17 protein-coding genes are annotated in these 22355 nt (G+C 35.7%); 11 read left to right on the forward strand and 6 right to left on the reverse strand.

Annotated features, from left to right (window positions below; all coding sequences use genetic code 11):
- Positions 1-18: 18 nt before the first annotated feature.
- From EG814_RS11385 to fucP, 7 genes are all read left to right on the forward strand, one after another.
- On the forward strand, positions 19-1167 hold the full coding sequence (locus EG814_RS11385) for an ABC transporter substrate-binding protein (RefSeq protein ID WP_125721974.1): 1149 nt from the start codon (positions 19-21) through the stop codon (positions 1165-1167).
- Positions 1164-2306: a CaiB/BaiF CoA transferase family protein gene (locus EG814_RS11390; RefSeq protein WP_125721976.1), complete on the forward strand. Its 1143-nt coding sequence runs from the start codon at positions 1164-1166 to the stop codon at positions 2304-2306. Before EG814_RS11385 ends, EG814_RS11390 begins: the two co-directional genes overlap by 4 nt.
- Positions 2307-2532: 226 nt before the next feature.
- The gene (locus EG814_RS11395) at positions 2533-3672 is read left to right on the forward strand and encodes a CaiB/BaiF CoA transferase family protein (protein ID WP_125721978.1); all 1140 of its coding nucleotides are present in this window, start codon (positions 2533-2535) and stop codon (positions 3670-3672) included.
- Positions 3672-4895: an extracellular solute-binding protein gene (locus tag EG814_RS11400; RefSeq protein WP_125721980.1), complete on the forward strand. Its 1224-nt coding sequence runs from the start codon at positions 3672-3674 to the stop codon at positions 4893-4895. Before EG814_RS11395 ends, EG814_RS11400 begins: the two co-directional genes overlap by 1 nt.
- Position 4896: 1 nt before the next feature.
- The gene (locus tag EG814_RS11405; protein ID WP_125721982.1) at positions 4897-5970 is read left to right on the forward strand and encodes a Gfo/Idh/MocA family protein; all 1074 of its coding nucleotides are present in this window, start codon (positions 4897-4899) and stop codon (positions 5968-5970) included.
- A 360-nt stretch (positions 5971-6330) separates the two neighbouring features.
- Positions 6331-6774 carry a MaoC/PaaZ C-terminal domain-containing protein gene (locus tag EG814_RS11410; protein ID WP_125721984.1) on the forward strand — a complete coding sequence of 148 codons (444 nt, stop codon included), beginning with the start codon at positions 6331-6333 and terminating at the stop codon, positions 6772-6774.
- A gap of 149 nt (positions 6775-6923) precedes the next feature.
- A complete protein-coding gene (fucP, locus tag EG814_RS11415; protein ID WP_125721986.1) occupies positions 6924-8228 on the forward strand; it encodes an L-fucose:H+ symporter permease in 1305 nt (434 codons plus the stop codon).
- A 349-nt stretch (positions 8229-8577) separates the two neighbouring features.
- Here the strand turns inward: fucP and EG814_RS11420 are convergent, their stop codons facing one another.
- The 3 genes from EG814_RS11420 to EG814_RS11430 are packed head-to-tail and all read right to left on the reverse strand — an operon-like array spanning position 8578 to position 14339.
- On the reverse strand, positions 8578-9984 hold the full coding sequence (locus tag EG814_RS11420; RefSeq protein ID WP_125721988.1) for an efflux transporter outer membrane subunit: 1407 nt from the start codon (positions 9982-9984) through the stop codon (positions 8578-8580).
- Between the two features lie 18 nt (positions 9985-10002).
- The gene (locus tag EG814_RS11425; protein WP_125721990.1) at positions 10003-13173 is read right to left on the reverse strand and encodes an efflux RND transporter permease subunit; all 3171 of its coding nucleotides are present in this window, start codon (positions 13171-13173) and stop codon (positions 10003-10005) included.
- 5 nt (positions 13174-13178) lie between these two features.
- Positions 13179-14339 carry an efflux RND transporter periplasmic adaptor subunit gene (locus EG814_RS11430; RefSeq protein WP_125721992.1) on the reverse strand — a complete coding sequence of 387 codons (1161 nt, stop codon included), beginning with the start codon at positions 14337-14339 and terminating at the stop codon, positions 13179-13181.
- A 264-nt stretch (positions 14340-14603) separates the two neighbouring features.
- Here EG814_RS11430 and EG814_RS11435 point away from each other — a divergent pair, with 264 nt between their 5' ends.
- The 4 genes from EG814_RS11435 to EG814_RS11450 all read left to right on the forward strand — a co-directional run bounded on the left by EG814_RS11435 (position 14604) and on the right by EG814_RS11450 (position 18431).
- On the forward strand, positions 14604-15653 hold the full coding sequence (locus EG814_RS11435; RefSeq protein WP_125721994.1) for a sensor histidine kinase: 1050 nt from the start codon (positions 14604-14606) through the stop codon (positions 15651-15653).
- Entirely contained in the window at positions 15650-16381 is a 732-nt protein-coding gene (locus EG814_RS11440; protein WP_125721996.1) for a LytR/AlgR family response regulator transcription factor, read from the forward strand. The genes EG814_RS11435 and EG814_RS11440 overlap by 4 nt, the downstream gene beginning before the upstream one ends.
- A 175-nt stretch (positions 16382-16556) precedes the next feature.
- Positions 16557-16850 (forward strand): DUF3861 domain-containing protein, encoded by a 294-nt coding sequence (locus EG814_RS11445; RefSeq protein WP_125721999.1) that lies wholly within the window; start codon positions 16557-16559, stop codon positions 16848-16850.
- 354 nt (positions 16851-17204) lie between these two features.
- Positions 17205-18431, forward strand: coding sequence for a PQQ-dependent sugar dehydrogenase (locus EG814_RS11450; protein ID WP_125722001.1), 1227 nt, complete (start codon positions 17205-17207; stop codon positions 18429-18431).
- 150 nt (positions 18432-18581) lie between these two features.
- On the opposite strand, the gene EG814_RS11455 is transcribed toward EG814_RS11450, so the two are convergent.
- From EG814_RS11455 to EG814_RS11465, 3 genes are all read right to left on the reverse strand, one after another.
- The gene (locus tag EG814_RS11455; protein ID WP_125722003.1) at positions 18582-19196 is read right to left on the reverse strand and encodes a thioredoxin family protein; all 615 of its coding nucleotides are present in this window, start codon (positions 19194-19196) and stop codon (positions 18582-18584) included.
- Between the two features lie 6 nt (positions 19197-19202).
- Positions 19203-19682: a TlpA family protein disulfide reductase gene (locus EG814_RS11460; RefSeq protein ID WP_125722005.1), complete on the reverse strand. Its 480-nt coding sequence runs from the start codon at positions 19680-19682 to the stop codon at positions 19203-19205.
- An 89-nt stretch (positions 19683-19771) separates the two neighbouring features.
- Complete coding sequence (locus tag EG814_RS11465; RefSeq protein ID WP_206430304.1) at positions 19772-22279, reverse strand: DUF1963 domain-containing protein; 2508 nt, start codon at positions 22277-22279, stop codon at positions 19772-19774.
- Positions 22280-22355 lie beyond the last annotated feature (76 nt).

A 22355-nucleotide genomic window follows, 5' to 3' on the forward strand; every position in this document is an offset into this window, starting at 1 on the left:
ACCCAAAATCCCTATAAAATGATAAAATTAAAAGGCATAACTTGGAACCACACAAGAGGTTTGCTTCCAATGGTTGCCACATCGCAACGTTTTACAGAGTTACATCCAGAAATTGAAATTTCTTGGGAGAAAAGAAGTTTACAAGAATTTGCCGATGCTTCGATTGAAGATTTAGCCAAGAGATTTGATTTATTGGTTATCGACCATCCTTGGACTGGATTTGGAGCACAGACAAAAGCAATTCTTCCATTATCCGATTATTTATCAGCAGGTTATATTAAAGATCAAGAACGCAATACCGTTGGAAAGTCTTACGGAAGCTACGTTTTTCACAATAAATTATGGGCATTGCCTATTGATGCGGCAACTCCTGTGGCATCTGCAAGATTGGATATTCTAGAAAAAAACAATCTGGAAGTGCCAAAAACTTATGAAGATTTATTGGCTTTGGCAAAAAAAGGTTTAGTTGCCTTTGCTGGAATTCCTGTTGATGTTTTGATGAGTTTTTATATGTTTTGTTGCAGTTTGGGCGAAGCTCCTTTTCTTTCTGAAGAAAAAGTAATTTCTGAAACTACTGGAAAAAAAGCACTTCAGATGTTTAGAGAATTGGCTCAGTTAATTGATCCTAAAAACTTTAACAGAAATCCAATTCAGGTTTATGAGGCTATGGTCAATTCAAACGAAATTGCCTACTGCCCTTTCGCCTACGGATATTCTAATTATTCTAGAGTCGGTTACAGCAAAAATCTATTGCACTTTTTTGATTTGGTAAGTTTAAATGACAAACCAATGATCTCTTCGCTTGGCGGAACTGGTTTAGCGGTTTCTTCTTTCAGCCAGCATATTGGTGAAGCGATTCGTTATGCTGATTTTACGGGTTCTTCTGAAGTTCAACAGAATTTATATACCGACAATGGCGGCCAGCCCGGGCATTTGGAAGCTTGGAAAAGCGATAGATTGAATGAACTAACGCACGATTATTTCAAAAATACTTTACCTGCTTTGCAACGTGCATTTTTACGTCCGAGATATTATGGGCATATGTATTTTCAGGATCATGCCGGAGACGTAGTTCGTAACTATTTAATGTACGGCGGAGATGAAGATAAAGTTCTAGAAGAAATGAATGGGCTTTACGCGGAATCTCTAAAAATTCAGACGGTATGAGACCTTTAGAAGGATTAATTGTTCTCGAATTCTGTCAGTTTTTGGCAGGACCTTCAGCCGGATTAAAATTGGCTGATTTGGGCGCACGCGTTATCAAAATCGAGCGTCCAGTAAAAGGTGAAGCTTGCAGACAATTGAGTATTAAAGATTTGTTTGTAGACGACAGCAGTCTGCTTTTTCATACTATTAACAGAAATAAAGAATCTTTTGCTGCCGATTTAAAAAATCCCGACGATTTGGTTTTGATTAAAAAACTAATCGGAAAGGCTGATATTATGACGCATAATTTCAGACCGGGCGTAATGGAAAAAATCGGTTTAGATTTCGAAAATACATTAGCCATTAATCCACAGATTATTTACGGAACGATTACAGGTTACGGCAATGAAGGTCCGTGGGCGAAAAAGCCGGGACAGGATTTATTATTACAATCACTTTCGGGTTTAAGCTGGCTAAGCGGACGCAAAAGTCAAGGCCCAGTTCCGTTCGGATTGGCAGTTGCCGATTTAATGTGCGGGAATCATTTTGTACAGGGAATTTTAGCAGCACTTTTAAAAAGAGCCAAAACCAAAAAAGGTGTTTTGGTCGAAGTGAGTTTGTTAGAATCTATTCTCGACGTTCAGTTTGAAGCAATTACTTCTTTCTTAAACGACGGCGGACAATTACCAGAAAGAGGCGACATTAAAGGAAGTGCACACGCTTTTCTAAGCGCACCTTACGGTGTTTACCAAACGCAGGATGGCTTTTTGTCTCTTGCTATGGGTGATTTACTTTTTATTGGAAAATCGCTTGGTTTAGATTTAAGTGCATTTGCAGATAAACATTTATGGTTTGAAAAACGCGATGAAATCAGAACGATTTTGAGCGAAAGAATTCAAACCCAAACGTCTGATTACTGGATTGAAATTTTGCAGAAAGAAGGTATTTGGTGCGGGAAAGTTTTCAATTACGAAGAATTAGATAATCAGTCTTTTGTTGAGGAATTACAGCTGAAACAAACCGTAAAAAATGCAGAAGGCGAAACTTTGGTTACCACTAGAAGTCCGATTCAGTTGGATGGGGAAATTTTGCTTAGCGAAAAAGCTGCGCCAAAAGTGGGTCAGGATAATTTGAAAATACACAAAGAGTTTATTCGATAATTTGGTTGAAATTATTTTAAATCTACTTCATCAGCTTAGATTAAATCTGTATAAAATCTGCTTCAATCTGTGCAAATCTGCGTGAAAAAATCTTTGCACATAAAAGTTATTTCACGCAGATTTCAAAAGATTTTAGCAGATCAAATTAGATTTTATTGCTGATGGAAAACGATTAAACAAATTAACATTTAAACAAATAAACCATAAAAACGGTTAAACAAAAAAAATGAAACCATTAGAAGATTATTTAATTGTAGATTTCAGTCAGTTTCTTTCGGGGCCGTCAGCGAGTTTGCGTTTGGCAGATTTGGGTGCCCGCGTGATAAAAATTGAAAAACCGGGAACGGGAGATATCTGCCGAACCTTATATACTTCAGACTTGATTATGAATGGCGAATCGTCTGTTTTTCATACTATCAACAGAAATAAAGAATCATTTGCTATTGATTTTAAACAGCCTTCAGCACTTCAAAAATTAAAAAAATTATTGGCTAAAGCTGATGTTGTGATGCATAATTTCAGACCTGGAGTGATGGAACGCATTGGTTTAAGTTATGAAGAAGTGAAAGCCCTAAATCCGAATGTGATTTACGGATCAATTTCTGGTTTTGGAGAACATCCAGATCTGAAAGATTTACCGGGACAGGACTTGCTTTTGCAGTCATTAACGGCTTTAACATGGCTGAGCGGTAATCAGGAAGACGGTCCAGTTCCGATGGGATTGTCGATTGTTGACATGCTGGCTGGAGCGCATTTAGCACAAGGAATTTTGTCCGCTTTGTACAGAAAAGCAACTCATAATATTGGAGCACAAGTTCAGGTAAGTATGCTGGAATCGGCTTTTGATTTTCAGTTTGAAACGATTACGACGTTTTTTAATGATGGCGGCGAATTGCCTGTTCGTACCAAAACCAATAATGCGCATGCGTATTTAGGTGCTCCGTACGGGATTTACAAAACTAAAAATGGTTATTTAGCTCTTGCAATGGGATCCATTCCAGTTTTAGCTTCATTGCTAAAATGTGATGCTTTACTGGCTTTTCCTGAAAATAAATTTACGCTGAGAGACGAAATCAAAAATATTTTAGCCGATCATTTACAAATCCAGGAAACGCAATTCTGGCTGGATATTTTAGAACCTGCGGATATTTGGTGTGCTGGAGTTTTAAACTATCAACAGCTTTTTGCCGAAGACGGATTTAAAGTTTTGAATTTCACGCAAAACGTAGAAATGCTGGATGGCTACAGTTACAAAACTACACGCTGTCCGATAAAAATTGACGGCGAATATCTGACTTCAGGAAAAGGTTCGCCGAAACTAGGTCAGGACAACGAACGAATTATTAAAGAATTTATAGACTGCTGATGGAAAAAATTAGAATCGCCGTTCGAAAATTCGATCCTTTCGAAAGTACACTTCAAAAGCTTTGGGATGCGTTTTGTCTTCAAAATAATATTCAAATTGAAGCCGAAATGATTCCGATGGAATTGCATGAATTATACGAAACAACCATTTCAAAAAAAGGTTTAAAAGAAGGAAAATGGGATATTGCACATCTTAATACCGATTGGATTTTTGATGCCGTACACGAAAAAGCGGTTCTAGATTTATATTCGTTTATTTCCCAAAATCCGCCTGAAAATTATCCGTACGGCTGGCACAAATCGCTTTTGCATTTGCAGAAAATCGATAATGGAACGTACGGACTTCCATTTCATGATGGTCCAGAATGTTTGATTTACAGAAAGGATTTGTTTGAAAACGAAACCGAAAAAGCGAATTTCAAAAAGCAATTTGGCTACGAACTTTCAACGCCAAAAACTTGGCAGGAATTTCAAGAAATTGCAACTTTCTTTAATCGACCAGAAGAAAATCTTTACGGCTGCATTTTTGCCAATTATCCAGACGGACATAACATGGTTTTCGATTTCTGCCTGCAATTATGGACACGCGGAGGCTCTTTAATTAATAATAAAAACCAGATTTCTATTAATAGTCAAGCGGCAATAGAAGCTTTAGATTTTTACCGAGAAATAGTTAATAATAAAAACGCTGTCCACCCGAAATCAAAAGAATTTGGTTCGGTTGAAGCAGGTTTGGCTTTCGCCGAAGGACAAGCAGCAATGGCAATTAACTGGTTTGGATTTGCTTCTATGGCCGAAGTGATCGAAGAATCGAAAGTAAAAGGAAAAATCGATATAACTTCTCTTCCATCAGATCCTGATCATAAAACAGCTTCCCTAAATGTATATTGGTTATATACTATTGGTACAGGAAGCAAGCACAAAAAACTAGCTTACAATTTTTTACGATTTGCCACAACCGCTGAAAGTGATAAATTATTGACTACCGAAGGCGGAATTGGCTGTAGAAAATCAACTTGGAAAGATGAAGAAATTAATGCTTTAATTCCTTTTTATCATAAACTAGAGATGCTACACGAAAATGCTCTAACATTGCCACAAACACCTATTTGGCCAAAAGTGTGTGAATTTATAGATCACATGGTTTTAAAGGCAATTAAAAGCGATATTCCGTCGGCACAATTATTAGAAGAAACACAAATCAATATTCAAAAAATAGAATAATATGAATATTCCCTATAAACCTTTATTGCCTGAAACAGAACAGCCTATTATCATTATAGGAGCGAGTGGTATTGTAAAAGATGCGCATCTTCCGGCTTATGAAATGGCTGGTTTTAAAGTTTTTGGTATTACCAACAGAACAATTTCTAAAGCTTACGATTTGCAGAAACAATTCAAAATTGATCATGTTTTTGAAAATGTTGCCGAAGCGGTTAAAAACGCGCCTTCAAACGCTGTTTACGATATTACAGTTTTACCCGATCAATATATCGAAATTCTGGAACAATTGCCTGATGGAGCCGCGGTTCTGATTCAGAAGCCAATGGGAAATGACTTAGCGCAGGCACGCGAAATTGTGGAAGTATGCGAAAGAAAAAATCTAGTTGCTGCGATTAACTTTCAGCTTCGTTTTTCGTCATTCGTAAGCGCTGCAAGATATTTAATTAACGAAGGAATTATTGGCGAACTTTATGATTTCGAATTTAAAGTTACGGTAAACACACCTTGGGAATTATTCCCTTTAATAAAAGAACATCCAAGATTGGAAATCCTTTTTCACTCTGTGCATTATATCGACTGTATTCGTTCTTTCTTAGGAAATCCGAAAGGTGTTTACGCCAAAACGGCTAAACATCCGCTGAAAAAATTATCCTCAAGCCGATCAACTATAATCTTGGATTATGGCGAAGACAAACATGTTGTAATCAATACCAATCATGATCATCATTTTGGTCCGAAACACGAAGAAAGTTACATTAAATGGGAAGGAACAAAAGGTGCCATTAAAGCCAAAATGGGCTTATTGATGAACTATCCTGATGGTTTGCCTGACGTTTTTGAATACGCGCTTCCGAAAAAAGATAACGAAAATGAATACGAATGGACTGAAGTTAAACTGGAAGGTTCGTGGTTCCCTGAAGCTTTCATAGGTGCAATGTCCAATCTAATGCGCTATAAGGAAGGTTCTGATGAAAAACTATCTGCTAGCGTTCAGGATGTTTTAGGTACAATGAAGGTTGTCGAAGCTTGTTATATCAGCAGTAAAAACGGCGGGATTTCTTTTGATGAAGTGTAATTAAAACACTATATTTCGAAACCATATAAGTTATATAAGATAATTTAAGCTGGATGCTTTTTTAAGCTCATAAAAGTTTTAGACAAAGCAGATTAAATGAACTTATATAGTGAAAACAAAAATTAAACCATATAAGTTATATAAGATAATTTAAGCTGGATGCTTTTTTAAGCTCATAAAAGTTTTAGACAAAGCAGATTAAATGAACTTATATGGTAAAAACAAAAATTTAAACCATATAAGTTATGCAAGGCAATTAAAGTTTTGCAGCCTTATATTTAGCTTTCGAATGCTTTGGGCAATCTGAGATTAAATGAACTTATATAACTTATATGGTGAAAAACACAAAAAAATAATATTATGTTTTTTAAATCAATTTTTTTCGAAGATTATACTATCGACGATAAACGAATAACAATCGGAAGAACCATAACAGAAACTGATTTTGTGGTTCATGCCGGACACACTGGAGATTTCTTTCCGCACCACATGGACGAAGAATGGTGCAAAACACAGCCATTCGGACAAAGAATTGCACACGGAACAATGGTTTTTAGCATTGGAATTGGTCTTACTGCTTCTGAAATTAATCCAGAAGCATTTTCAAGAGGTTATGACAAAATGCGTTTCGTAAAGCCTGTTCATATTGGTGACACTATTCATTCTGAAATTACAATCTCTGAAAAAGGAGATGCTAAAAAACCTGAAATGGGCGCTGTAACCGAACATGTTGAAATTATCAATCAGCGTGGCGAGGTTGTGCTTGTATGTGATCATCTTCTGTTTGTGAATAGAAGGGGCTAAGATGCTAAGCTTCTGAGATGCTAAGTTTTTTTTTTAGCTTCTTTAAAATAATCTCGCAAAGGCGCAGAGTCGCAAAGAAATTAAAAAACTTTGTGTCTTAGTGCCTTTGTGGCAAAAAACTCAAAAACAACTTAAAAACTATCAAACGAATGCAAATTACAAACCAAACTGGCGATCAACACGAAGTGCCAACGGAAGGTGGAAGCGGAAAACAATATCTACTGCCTTTTATTTTAGTTACATGCCTATTTTTTCTGTGGGGAATGGCCCACAATCTTGACTCTGTATTGATTCCGCACTTGAAAAAAGCGTGCGAATTAAATAACCGCCAATCTACTCTTATTGATACTTCGGTTTTCTTTGCTTATTTTATTATGGCGATTCCAGCCGGAATGCTGATTAAAAGATTTGGTTATAAAAACAGTATTATTACTGGATTATTAGTTTTTGCAATTGGAGCTTTTTTATTCGTTCCAGCTGCGAATACCAGAACTTACGAATTATTCTTATTTGCTTTATTCGTAATCGGATGCGGATTAACGATTTTAGAAACTAGTGCCAATCCGTATGCGGCGATTCTTGGACCACCTGAATCTTCTTCTAAGAGATTGAATTTAGCGGCTTCTTTCAACGGTTTAGCAGCAATGGTTGCTCCTATTGTAGGTTCGTTATTTATCCTTTCTGGAACTAATCATACGACAGAACAAATGGCAGCAATGCCTGAGGCTGAAAAAGCAGCGTATTTATTAGGTGAAGCGGCTTCTGTAAAAATGCCATATATTGTTTTAGGAAGTATTTTAGTTTTAGTAGCAATTATATTTTACTTCGTACAATTGCCTTCTATGAAAGCGACTCACACAGAAGCTGAAATTAAACCTGGATTTTTCTCTGTTTTAAAATTTAGACATTTAAGCTGGGGCGTTGTAGCTCAATTTTTCTATGTGGGCGCACAGGTTTGTATTACGAGTTTCTTTATCCGTATTGCACAACAAGGCGCAGGATTGGATGAAAAGACTGCTGGATATTATTTGGGCGTTTATGGTTTCTTATTTATGGCAGGGCGTTTTATTGGTACTTTCTTTTTACGGTTCGTAAAGGATTATGTATTGCTTTCCATTTATTGTGTAATGTGCGCATTACTTTGCTTAGTAGCCATTTATGGATCTGGAATCGTAGTGATTTACGCTCTTGGCGGCATCGGATTTTTTATGTCTATTATGTTCCCAACTATTTTCTCTTTGGGAATTAAAGGTTTAAAATCGAATACAGAAACGGGTTCTTCTTGGTTAGTAATGTCTATTGTTGGAGGTGCTATTATTCCGTACGGAATGGGAACTTTAATCGATATGAATCATGATGATATTCAATCTGGATATATTATTCCACTTGTTTGTTTCTTGATTATTCTTTCGTTTGGTGCTATTGGCCATAAAGTGAAAAACATTGCAGCATAACTTACAAATGAACTTTGCGACTTAGCGTCTTTGCGAGAAATATCACTTGCAGTAATTAAGTTAAAAAAGCAACTTAAAAAATAAATCTCGCAAAGACGCAAAGTCGCAAAGTTTTTTAATAATACTTCATAAATACCAATCGCCTTCAGCTTTATCTGGAGGCTTTTTTTTAAGCATATAGAAAAGGCTTTAACCAAACTTTGCGTAGTTTGGCTAAAGCCCAATACATTCTAAATCTTTTACCCCATTTAAAGCTGTGGGCAATTCATCTACATTTTTTCAGCCAAGAATTAGCATAAATTATATCTTCAAAAAAATAAAAATTCGTGAATTCGTGGCTAAAAAAATATTATTTCCAACCGCCACCTAATGCTCTGTACAAATTAATGACAGCTTGCAGTTTTTGCAGATTATCTGCTACTCCGCTTAACTGCGCTGCTAAAAGATTTTGCTGCGATGTTAGTACATCTGTATAATTAGTCGCCGAACTATATTCTAAAAGTTCTTCTGTAAAATCTACCGCTTTTTCTAAAGCTGCAATTTGTTTAGCTCTCGAATCTTCTTTTTCAACAGCCATTTGGTACGAATACAAAGCATTTGAAACTTCCTGACCCGCCACTAAAAGACTTTGCTGGAAATTATTATAGGCCTGCAATTGTTGTGATTGCGCTGTTGTCAATCTCATTTTATTTAGTCCGTTATTGAATAAAGGCTGTGTCAATCCACCAATAATCGAATAAAAAATAGAGTGGCTAAAGAAATCGTTTATTTCTAAATTTGAAAATCCTGTACTTGCTGTAAGTGTCAAACTTGGATAGAAATAAGTTTTAGCTAAATTGGTCGATTCGAAAGCAACTCTAAAGTTAAATTCCGCTTGACGGACATCTGGACGATTATTTAACAATTGAGCCGGCATACCGATCGCAATTTTTTCTGGAATAATCTGGTCTCCTAAAACGCCTCTATCAATAGGTCCTGGAGCTTGTCCTAACAAAATGTTTAAAGCGTTTTCTGTTTCGCGTATATTTTGTTTTAAATCTGGAATCAACACTTCAGCGGCATGCTGGTTGGCCTCACTTTGCACTACCGCAGCACCTGTTACAATTGCACCTTCTTTTAAGGCTTTAATTGTTTCAACGTTTTCAATACGAGTTTTTAAAGTTTGTTCTGTAATTTCTAATTGTTTATCATACGACAAAAGCAGAAAATAATTATTGGCTATATCAGCAATCAATTGTGTCTGAACCGCTTGCTTTGCCGCGTCTGTTGCTAGGTATGTGGCTAAAGCGGCTCTTTTAGAACTGCTTAATTTTCCCCAAACATCAATTTCCCAAGAAGTACTTACACCTAATTTATAAGTCGTTGTTAAGGTATTGATATTGATTCCTGGCGGAAAGTTTAATCCTGCCTGAGATTGCTTATTGCGTGTAACATTGGCGTCCAATTGCAATGATGGATAATATGCTAATTTACTCTGACGCAAAGAAGCTCTCGACTGAACAATATTTTCAATCGCATTTTTCAGATTCAGATTTTGATCTAATCCTTTTTGAATTAAGGCATTCAGTTTTGCATCTTTAAAAACTGTGTTCCAAGGCATATCTGCAATTGTTGTAGAATCGGCTGCAGACTGATCACGATACAATTGATCGGTTTTTAAAGTAGTGGGACGTTCGTATTTCTTGGTAACAGAGCACGCACTAATTAGTGCGGCTGTCAGTACCAGTAAAATATATTTATTTGAACTATTCGTCATTGTTGTTGTAATTAAATTTTACTCTTTGTGAGCTTCTATTAAATGAATTTCGTCTTCATCATCATCGTCATCGTCGTAACCGTCTTTTGCTGGTCCGCTAACTTTTTCCTGTAAATTCTGGAAAATGATAAACAATACTGGAATTACAAAAACCCCTAAAATTGTTCCGATTAACATTCCTCCTACGGCTCCCGTACCAATCGATCTGTTACCAACCGCACCTGCGCCCGTAGCAAACATAAGCGGCACTAATCCTAAAATAAAAGCGAATGAAGTCATCAAAATTGGTCTTAAACGCGCCACAGCTCCATCTAATGCTGCCTGTACAATAGGAAGACCTTTTCTTCTTCTGTCCAAAGCAAATTCGACAATCAAAATACCGTTCTTGGCAAGAAGTCCAATAAGCATGATTAAGGAAATCTGCAGATAGATATTACTATTCAATTTGAAAATAATTGAAAATAGATACGCTCCAGCCAATCCAAACGGAATTGAAAGTAATACTGCGAATGGTAAAATATAACTTTCGTACTGCGCACTCAACAAGAAGTAGACAAATACAAGACATAGAATGAAAATGAAAATCGTCTCACTTCCAGATGCTAATTCCTCACGAGTTAATCCTGAGAATTCGTAACCGTAACCTGCAGGAAGATTTTCTGCCGCCACTTCTTGAATCGCTTTAATAGCATCTCCCGAACTATATCCAGGTTTTGGCGCTCCTGTAATCGAAATAGACGTAAACAAGTTAAATCTCGAAATCGATTCTGGACCAAACACTCTCGTCATTTTTACAAACTCGGTAATTGGCGCCATATTTCCGGCACTGTTACGTACGAAGATTTTATTTAATCCTTGCGTATTGGTTCTAAACTCTGGAGAAGCCTGAATCATTACACGATATTGCTTACCAAATTTATTGAAGTTCGAAGCGTACAATCCACCATAATACCCTTGCATAGTCGACAAAATCGAGTTTACCGAAACTCCTGCATCTTTCGCTTTCGCTAAATTAATATCCATCATATACTGCGGGAAACCAGGGTTAAATGGCGTTGTTGCGTACTGAATTTCTGGACGTTCTGCCAATTTAGCTAAGAATTCATTATTTACTTTATAAAACTCAGCCGTTGTATGGCCTCCTTTATCCTGTAATTGGAATTCGAATCCACCACTCTGTCCAAAACCTTGAATAGTTGGTGGCGAAATAAAGAAAATACTCGCTTCACGAATACCGCTTGTTTTGGCAAAAAGCTGTCCGATAACATCGTCAACACTTAAATCACGTTCGTCCCACGGTTTCAATTTTACAATAACCATACTGTAGGCACTACCAGCACCCGCTGTAAAGTTTTGCCCTACAATACGAAGGGTATTTTTAACTCCTGGAATAGTCTTCGCAATACTATCAACTCTTTTTGCAATAACATCAGAACGTTCCATAGAAGCTGATGGTGGCAAACTAATATTAGCGAAAACTGTTCCTTGATCTTCTGAAGGTACGAAAGCTGAAGGCGTTGTTTTCATCATATAAACTAATGCTGCACCTGCAATTACAATAGAAGCTAATGCAATCCATTTTTTAACAGAAAGAAAACTTACCGAGCGTTTGTATCTTGCCGTAACATTATCAAATGCCACGTTAAATGAAGTGTAAAAACGCTGTAAATAACTTTTATGTTTATGATCGTCTGCATGCGGTTTCAATAAAAGCGCACATAAAGCTGGACTTAAAGTCAAGGCATTTACTGCCGAAAGAATAATCGCAACAGCAAGTGTAATACCAAACTGTTTGTAGAAAACCCCTGTAGATCCTCCAATAAAAGTTACTGGAATAAATACCGCAGCCATTACCAGTGTAATCGAAATAATCGCTCCCGAAATTTCGTCCATAGCATGAATTGTTGCTTTTTTAGCCGATTTATAACCATGATCGAGTTTGGCGTGAACGGCCTCTACGACCACAATTGCATCATCGACCACAATACCAATGGCAAGAACCATTGCAAAAAGCGTCAATAAGTTAATGGTAAATCCGAATAAATTCAGGAAGAAAAAGGTACCTACAATCGCAACCGGAACCGCAATGGCTGGAATTAATGTCGATCTAAAATCCTGAAGGAAAATAAATACTACTATAAAAACCAGAATAAAAGCTTCGATCAAAGTATGAATTACCTTTTCAATTGAAGCATCAAGGTTGTCGTTAACGTCAACCATTGTAGTGTATTTAACCCCTTTTGGAAAGTTTTTTGCGGCTTCTTCAATCAGTTTTTTAGAATTGTTGATTACGTCACGCGCATTAGACCCTGGAGTCTGGCTAATTGCCATCGCTGCCGATTCTACACCATTTGTTTTAATTGTCGATGCATAACTTAAAGATCCCAATTCTACTTTGGCAACATCTCTAAGACGAAGCATTTGACCATTTCCAACAGATTTGATCACAATATCTTCAAATTCTTGAGACGTTGTTAGACGCCCTTTGTATTTAATTACATATTGAAAGGCCTGATCTCCGTTTTCACCAAATTTACCTGGCGCAGCTTCGATATTTTGTTCTGCTAAAGCAGCCGAAATATCGCTCGGAATCAGTTTGTATTGCTGCATTACGTCTGGTTTCAGCCAGATTCTCATAGAGTAATCTTTGGCACCAAAAACCGTTACATCTCCCACCCCAACTACACGCTGGATTTGTGGTACAAGATTGATCTTTGCATAATTCTGAAGAAACGTTTGGTCGTAAGCTTTGTCATCACTGTATAAAGAGAAAATCAATAAGTTACTACTCTGACTTTTGGTTACGGTTACCCCCGCCTGAGTTACCTCTACTGGCAGCAAACTTGTTGCTCTAGAAACCCTGTTCTGCACGTTTACTGCAGCTAGATCTGGATTTGTTCCTACTTTAAAGAAGATTTTAATAGAGGCATTTCCGTCGTTGGTTGCTGTAGAAGTCATGTACGTCATGTTTTCTACACCATTAATCTGCTCTTCCAACGGAATTACGATACTTTTCAGTACCACGTCTGCATTGGCACCAGTATAACTTGCCGCCACATTTACAGTTGGTGGCGCAATATCTGGATATTGCGATATAGGTAACTCAATTAGGCCTAAAACACCTAAAATAACGATAATAACAGATATTACCGTCGAGAGTACGGGTCTTTGTATAAATTTTTTAAACATTTTTTTTATTTTAAATCGGCGTAAACTGTTTCTGGGCTTTGATTTTGGGCTTTGATTTCAGTGCCTTCTTTTAAGGAAGCAACTCCTTCTAATACAATCTGATCTCCTGGATTTAATCCGCTTTTAACTACATAATAGTTTCCTGCAGAATTGTCTAGCACTGTGATATTAGCATTTTTAGTTTTTCCGTCTTTACCAACCACAACTGCAAAAATCTTATCTTGAAGCTCAAATGTTGCGCTTTGCGGCACTATAATTGAATTTTTAACTTCATTCGGAATTCGAACTGTTGTGCTGCTTCCGCTTCTGATAATTCCTTTTGGATTTGGAAAACGCGCTCTCACATTTACAGTACCCGTTTCTGTATTGATTAATCCGTTTACGGTTTCTATACGCCCTTTTTGATCATAAATTGATCCATCAGAAAGTAGTAACGAAACTGCTGGCATGTTTTTAATTTTCTGATTTAAAGAAACACCATTCGTATTATTTTGAGTAAAATTCAATAGCATTTTTTCATTTATAGCGAAGTACGCATACACATTTCCAATACTAGAAACGGTTGTTAACGGATCGGCTGTATTCGAACTTACTAAACTTCCTAAACGAAACGGAATTGAACCAACAACCCCATTTACTGGACTAGTAACTGTTGTATATCCTAAATTAACTTTTGCATTGACCAAAGCAGCGTTTGCCTGAGCCAAAGTTGCCAAAGCCGACTCATACGTATATTGAGCCGATTCTAAATCGTATTTACTGATAATTCCTTTTTCTACCAATGGTTTCACTTTATTGACAGCCAATTTTGCAGAACTAACCTCTGCTTGAGCACTTTTAATGCTTGCTGTAGCTGTACGCACTTGCTGTTCATATTCTGGAGCACTAATTTTAAATAATGGCTGTCCAGCTTTTACAACTGCACCTTCGTCAACAAAAATCTTATCGATGTAACCTTCAACTCTTGGACGAATTTCTATGTTTTGCTGTCCTTGAATACTAGCTGGAAAATCGCTATTTAAAGTAGCCGATTTTGGCTGTAAGGTTACAGTCTTATATTCTTTGATCTGCGGCGCTCCTCCGGCCGCTGCCGATTTATCATTTTTACCGCATGAAGCGATAATAAGTGAAGCTGCAAGAATGCTTAAAAATGATTGCTTATTCATTGTCAAAAATGTGTAATTATCGATTATATGTCAACAAAAGAAATAAAATATAACATACAAAAATTTTCAAATAGACGAAGAGTGAAAGACAATCGATAAAGGCATGATGACAACCGATGGGATTTTTTAAAATATTAAACAAGTGTTTAATATTGTCCCGTCGGCTCTAAAATGCTTTTTAGAGACTCTGAATTCGGTTTTAGCGATTGCTCAAAATTTGTATGTAAATAAAATGTAATATTGCCTTTAAAATCACAAAACACAATGGCAATCAACTTTTTTAGACCTTATTTATTCACCGGATTACACATTCTCGGATGGTTCTTATTGGGCTATATTATGTTGTTTTATATACCATTAACTTGGAATGTTGTACTGCCGTCTGTATTTTGGCTTTGGCAAAGTATTATACTCTTTTTATTAATTGTCATTTTTTATTCGACAGCAAAAATCGTCGTTCCAAAAACGATTATAAAAGACAATACTTCTCCATTTTTACTTTGGGCATTTCTGACAATTCTTACCATGCAAATAATAGCTTATTGCTATACTTCTCAAACCGATCTTCATCATCAAATTAGCAAAGCGATAGGTTTTACAAAATACAGAAATCCTTATTTTGACAATTATGTTTTTACGCTAACACTTCTTGTTTTAGGAATTAGTACGAGCTGGGCCATGTTAACGCATTGGCAGAAAGCAGCTCAGCATAAACAAAAATTAGAGCAAGACAAAACTATGGCTGAATTGGCTATGCTAAAAGCACAGATCAATCCGCATTTTTTCTTCAATTCGCTCAATAGCATTTATTCTTTAACTTATACTGATATTGAGGATTCTAGAAACGCTCTTCATACTTTAAGCCGCATGATGCGCTATCTGCTTTACAGCACAGAAGGCGAACGAACGACCTTACTTAAAGAAGTAGAATTCTTAAAAGATTTTATCGCTTTAATGAAACTTCGTGCCAATAGCAAACTAACTATAACGACAGAAATCCCTGAAAAACTGCACGATTATCCCATTGTACCAATGTTATTACTACCTTTAGTAGAAAATGCCTTCAAACACGGTGTTCATGCAACAGATAAAAGCGAAATTCAGATTAAGCTTTCGCAAAATAACACTCATTTAGAATTTGAAGTAGAAAATACTTTTTTTGAAAAAACATCGGTTTCAGAAGAAGGCGGAATTGGTTTGTCTAACACCAAAAGAAGACTGCAGCTTATTTATCCTAATCAGCATTATATGTCTTTTGGGGTAACCGATAAAGGAACTTATAAAATTAAATTGAAAATAACTTTAGAGCAATGACCATATTAAAATGTATAGCAGTAGATGATGAACCATTGGCTTTAAAACTGGTAGAAACGTTTATACATCAGACTCCATTTTTAGAGTTAATAACGTCTTGTGACAATGCTGTAGATGCAATGGGAATCATTAGGGAAACCAAACCTGATCTCGTTTTTTTGGATATTAATATGCCCAATTTAAGCGGAATGGAATTGGCGAGGCTTTTACAAGATCAAGCCGGGCCGCTGCCAAAAATCGTTTTTACAACAGCTTATAATCATTATGCCATTGAAGGCTATCGTGTAAATGCTGTAGATTATCTTTTAAAACCTTTTAGCTACGAAGAATTCCTTCGTGCTTCCAGCAAAGTTTTGCAATTAACAGAAGAGGCCAATTCTACCTTTACAGCAATTGCCGCAGATGATGAATTTATTTTTTTGAAAGTTGAATATCAATGGGTTCGAATTTCTCTGAAAGATATCACTTATATAGAAAGTCTAAAAGATTATGTAAAAGTTCATCTAGAAGATTCTCAAAAAGCGTTAATGTCTTTAATTTCGCTTAAAGCATTAGAAGAAAAACTGCCATCTTCAAAATTCATGCGCGTTCATCGTTCGTTTATTGTTTCGCTAGACAAAATAAGTGCTATTAGCAAAAACTCCATCTTTATCGATAAAATAGAAATCACAGTCGGCGAACAATACAAAGAAGCCTTTAAAACTATGGTCGATAAGTGGCTTAAATAAAATAAATCTTAAAATTTAAACACATAGAAACATAGTGTTGTAATCTTAAAAAGGCGTTTCACTTTAAAAAAAACACAGAGAATAACTATGTGATAGAAATAGATTTCTTTTTACTGCTCTTTTGAGAATTTAAAAATCTATGTTTCTATGTGTTAGAAAAATAATGAATAACAAAATGGAAAAAAGATCAAACAAATATTACCTTACTTTAAGTCTAAAGGAATATGCAAATGGAGAAACAGAACCAGCAAAAGAATTAGGAATTCAATTTGACAATCACGACGAAATTTTTGGAATTATCGAAAAAATCAAATCAAAAAACATTTTTGCAGACGATTCTGAAGCGGTTCAGTTTGCTTTGGGACTAAAATTGTTCAGTGAAATCAAATTAAAAAATCGCAAAAACCCTCTTTTTGAAGAATTAAATGAAGTTTTTCCTGTCTTTATGAAAAAATTAAAAAGTCTTTAAAAACTCCTTTAAAAACAAGACTTCTTGTTTATATTCTCTCTTTTGCTGAATGTTAAATTTCTGCTAAGAAAAAGATAATCCAATTCTTACTGGCAATATTTCAAAACAATATTCCGTTTCAATTAAGCATGTCCCACTAAATGCTTTTCCAAAAAGAAGTTTAATTTCTGTTAAAAGAAATTCTTTACTTCACATAAAATGTTGCAAGCATTTAGATAATCTTAATTGAAAATAAAGTATAGAATTTCATTTGAAGCTGACCATTTCATTTTTAATGAATTTCTAAAAAATAATTTTCACTTTCTAGATATTAGGGAATGTTAATTTATTTTTTAACCATTAAAATGAATGATTATGATAATTCAAAAAAGTATTTTTCTTCTTGTTGGAATGCTGGCTTTAGGAAGCTGCTCTAGCAATGACAATGATGACAACACTAATGTCGGACCTACTGGGCCACCTGTAGAAAATGAAACACCAAACACTTCTTACCAGCCTGCATTTTCTGGACAAACTAGAGCGGGAAGTATTCAGACCACTACCGAAATCGAATCTAAAGTTATCACCAACGGTCTAAGCGCTCCATGGGGAATTGCCTATCTTCCTGACGGACGTCTTTTAATTACTGAAAAAGGAGGTAACATGAAAATTGTTACCCAAGCAGGAGTTGTGGGTAATGCCATAACAGGAGTTCCTGCCGTAAATCCTGCAGAGCAAGGTGGTTTATTAGGAATTTGTCTTGACCCGGCTTTTGAAACCAATAGAATGATTTACTGGACATTCTCTGAAGTTGTCGCTGGAGGAAATATTACCGCTGTCGCAAAAGGAAGGCTTTCTGATAACTATGCTGCAATTGAAAATGCAACAGTTATTTATCGTTCAAATACACCTCATCAGAGTGCAAAACATTACGGAAGTCGCATTTTGTTTGACAAAACTGGAAATTTATTGGTCAGCATTGGCGAAAGATCTGATATAGATGCACGTCCTTTAGCGCAGTCAGTTACTAGCAGTTTGGGTAAAATTGTCCGTATTACAACAAATGGACAAGCTGCTTCTGGAAATCCATCATTTACACAGTCGGGCGCTTTAGCAGAGCTTTATTCTATTGGACACAGAAATCCGCAAGGATTAGCCATTCACCCAACAACAGGTGAATTATGGCAAGGTGAGCATGGTCCAAGAGGCGGTGATGAAATTAATAGAATTACACCTGGAGCCAATTATGGATGGCCTACCATTACATATGGAATAGAATATGGTGGTGCAAAAATTGGTGAAGGTATTACACAACAAACCGGAATGGAACAACCTGTTTACTATTGGGATCCTGTTGTTTCGCCAAGCGGAATGACATTCTACGCAGGAAATCGAGTTAAAGAATGGCAAAATAATCTTTTTATTGGTGCTTTAAGTGGTATGCATATTGTACGTCTTGCTATTAAAGATAATAAAGTAGCTGGAGAAGAAAGATTATTAGCCAGTGAAGGACAAAGATTTAGAGATATTATACAAGGAAAAGATGAAGCATTATACGCCGTTACCGATCAAGGAAGACTTTATAAAATAGATAAAAAATAGAAAAGCAAACTTGTTCATTATACATGCCAAAAAACGCCCCATTATGGGGCGTTTAATGTTTTATGTTTTTTTGTTTCAGGTTTAAAGTTTCAAGTTAACACAACGATAAAAACTTAAAACTTGAAACTTGAAACCTGAAACAAAAAAACTTTAAGCTTTAGCTTTTCTTTTTACTGTACAGCCAATTTCTTTAGTTTGTGTTACAGCTGGTTTTTGGCCACTTTTTAAAGAAGCAATTACATCTTCTGCATATTTAATTTTCTGCGGATTGTTTCCTTCTGGGTCGTTGTCTATTGCACCAACGTATTCTACAACATTTCCTTTTGCAGTTTTAGAAACGATAAAAATATGCGGTGTGCGTTTTGCGCCATATTCGTCTGTAATTTTTTGTCCTGGATCGAATAAATAAGGGAAAGAATATTTCTTGTCTTTTGCCAAATCTTGCATCTTAGCAAAAGTGTCAGCCGTAGAAGCTTCTGGATCGTTCGGATTTATAGCAATTACTGGATATCCTTGCGATTTGAATTTTTTATCCAAATCAATAATTCGCTGTTCGTATCCAATTGCATACGGACAAGTATTACAAGTAAAAACAACAATATAGCCTTTTGCATCTTTAAAAGTGCTAAAAGAAACGTCTTTGTTGTCTACATTTTTCAGTTTGAAATCTGGAGCCGTGTCGCCCGCTTTAAGGGTTACTGCATTTTGTGCTTGAGATAGAAAAGCAGAAAATGCCAATGCTAGTAATAAGATTATTTTTTTCATAATGGTTTAAAGTTTTTTATATTCAGTTAATAATTGTTCGTAGGTAAACTCGCTTTCTACAAATTTTCTTTTATCATTTTTTATAAAAAGCGTTGCCGGAATACTTCCTGACCAAGTCGGATCTATTCTGTCAATAAACTCTTGCGGACTACTTTCGTTTAAAAGAAAAACTTCATTTTTTAAATTTTTCCTTTTTACAAACGGAATTACATTAGAAGCTAGTTTCGACTTAAAATCTAAACTTACCAGTAAAACAGCCAGCTTTTCTGATTTATTTTCTGCTGCTAATTTTTCAAAATGTGGCAATTCTTTAATGCATGGCGCGCACCACGTTGCCCAAAAGTTAACCACATAAGTGCTGTCTTTTCCGTTCCTAATTCTTTCGTTGAGCTCATTAATAGTTAAAAGCTTCACATTCTGATTGTATCCTTTTATAGAAAAAAATAAAAACAGAAGAAAAGAGATTTTTAAAAGTTTATTTTTCATAGACTTTTTGATCTTAAAATTAATTTGTTTCTTACAAATATAAACCAATGTCAAATTAGTTTTTGTTAATGAAAGATTAATGCAGCATACTAACTTGATTCTAATCCGCAATATAGATTTGAAAAATCTTTTTTGGCAAGATCACTTTTGTGGATTACAAAATAAATTTCTCCCGCATCCCAAAAATTAAAGCCTGGATTATTGTCACTGCTTACTCGCAATAAAACCATCCATTCTTCTGGTTTTCCTTTCATTGCATTAACTGCTTCTATTTCTGGTGAATCATGCTGTTTAAAAACATAACTATTAATTCCGTGAGAAGATTTTGTGCCAAAAGGCAGAAGAGATTCCTGGAGTGCCTCTGCTTCCTCATATTTCTCTTCTAATTCCTTTAGCTCAGGCGCAATATCTTTATAATAATGCTCATCACTATAAAACGAAGGAAGGCTTACACATTTTGCCGAATTGGTCTTAAATGGAGGGTAAATACCTGATTCATCATAAATAAACTCTTCGTCAATATTCAATTCTTTTGCTGATTTTAGATTGGCAATTTCCCCGTCATAATAAATGACTTTCGGATCCAAATCTTCCTGATCTCTAATAAAAAAATAAAGCATTCCAGTGCGCGGCAAATAATCCTGTAAAACGGCAATAGACTCGCAATTGATCTGAGCAATAAACTGATATCCTTTTGTTTCTTCTTCGATTGCAATTGTAGGATACTCTATTGCTACAGGAAGATCAGGAAGACCGCCAAAGCGATTGTTTCCTAATTCATCGTACAAATCTGGATCGGTAGTCACAAAATTTACAGAATGATGCGCAATTTTAGAAAGTCCCTTTTCATATTCCTGCAAACTTATTTCGTTAATGGCTTTTTCAAGATTGGATTTCAAATCCGAATCATTACGGGCATAAAATAGTTCATCGTCATATGGTATTATTCCCTTATTATCTGCACCTTTATAAGTATAATCCAGTAAAGTCATTTTCTTTTCCAATTCTAAAATAAGATTCGGAATACTTTCTAAACCAGGCGGAAGCCACGAAATTGGGTTGTCGGTAATATTCAGTCGATTTAATCCTTTTAGTCGAGTAATTGATTCTGAAACACTTGTGATTTTATTACCTTGCAAATCTAATGTCTCTAAGCTATCTGGCAGACTATCAGGGGTGCTTGACAACTCATTGTTATGAAGGAAACAGTATTTTAATTTTGAAAGATAATTAAATGTGTAAGGATGAATTGCTTCTACTTTACTATTGGTCAGCAAAATAGATTCTAACTCTCGAAGATCTCCAATCCATTGCGGTAATCTAGTTAAAGAAGTCGCGCCTGAGATCCACAATTTCTTTAACTCTTTAAAATGCTTTACAAAAGACGGAATCTCAATAAAGTCGGCAGCTTCTGCAGCATCTTTTGTAAAATCTATAGTGAGCGTTTCCAAATAAACCAAATCGCGTACCGATTCTCTAAATTCGAAAGCATCAGGATTATTTAACTTTAAATGACGTACGATTTTGAGTGAAGTCCTTTCCAGTTCTTGGAACATCGTAAAATCATATTTTTCCCATTCTAATTCTTCTACAGCTATTTTTTTGGCTAAACTGACTTTATATCTTTTCGGTTCCCATTTATCTTCCAAATAACCATTCAATCCTACCCATCCGTCTTTTAAAGTAACATTTCCGGTAAAACCAAGTGAATACTTAAAGCCTCGATCCCATAAATAATGTTTATGACTTTCGTCACGGCCTTTTTCAAACGGAATTACACCAGTAGGTATTCCTTGATTGTAGATCTGACCAAGAGAAAAATTTAATGCTACTGCCCCATTATAGGAATCTATTACGTAACCGTGCTTTTTCTCATCAAATTCAGGAATTTTACCTTCTAAATTAACGTACAAAGTTCCATTTACCGATGTACTGCATTCGGGCAAAAATTGTAATTCAAGATCATCAATTATCCAATATTCTTTGCCGTCTTCTGGAATAGAAAATTCTTCTATAACCAGAGGAATATTGTTTTCTTCTGATTGCTCTTCCTCATCACTAAAACTTAAATTATTTTCTGATTTTCTATGATAATAAAAATCAAGTAAAAATGACGGAAGTTTGTCTATTGATTCCTGAGGATTTCCAAAGTATTCCAAACTTTGCCAAATTTCATCAAACAGCGGCTCATAAAAACTTCGCTGTTCTATTTTACAATCCCCTTTAAAAATATAACAAAATTGATCATTGATCTGAATAATACTACAATAATAGAAAATATCATCTTCAGATTTCATCAGCTGTACCGGCACGTCTTGACCAGCTACGGAAACATTTTTTTCTGTTAGCAATTCTATATTTTGATCTTTTGGTTTACAAGATTCCCAAAAACGCGAAACAATATTTTCTCCAGGAAATTCATTAAAAAATGCTGCGGGAATAAGTGTTGTAGTAGCATACGATAAATAATCATCGTCAGACTGTTGGTGAGCCGCGCGAATACTTTCCCAAACCACTTGCATATCGGTGTAAACAGAAGGAATTAAAAGAGAGAATGTTTCGGTTTCAAATTTTTGATGGTTCGTATTGTTTGACATAAAAAAATATTTTGGCTTATATTAATAATTTTTGAAATCACCTATTTCGGCTTCTCGTGTATATTAAAATGGTGAT

The sequence above is a fragment of the Flavobacterium ustbae genome (assembly GCF_003946915.1).
In the GTDB taxonomy this organism is placed as follows: domain Bacteria; phylum Bacteroidota; class Bacteroidia; order Flavobacteriales; family Flavobacteriaceae; genus Flavobacterium; species Flavobacterium ustbae.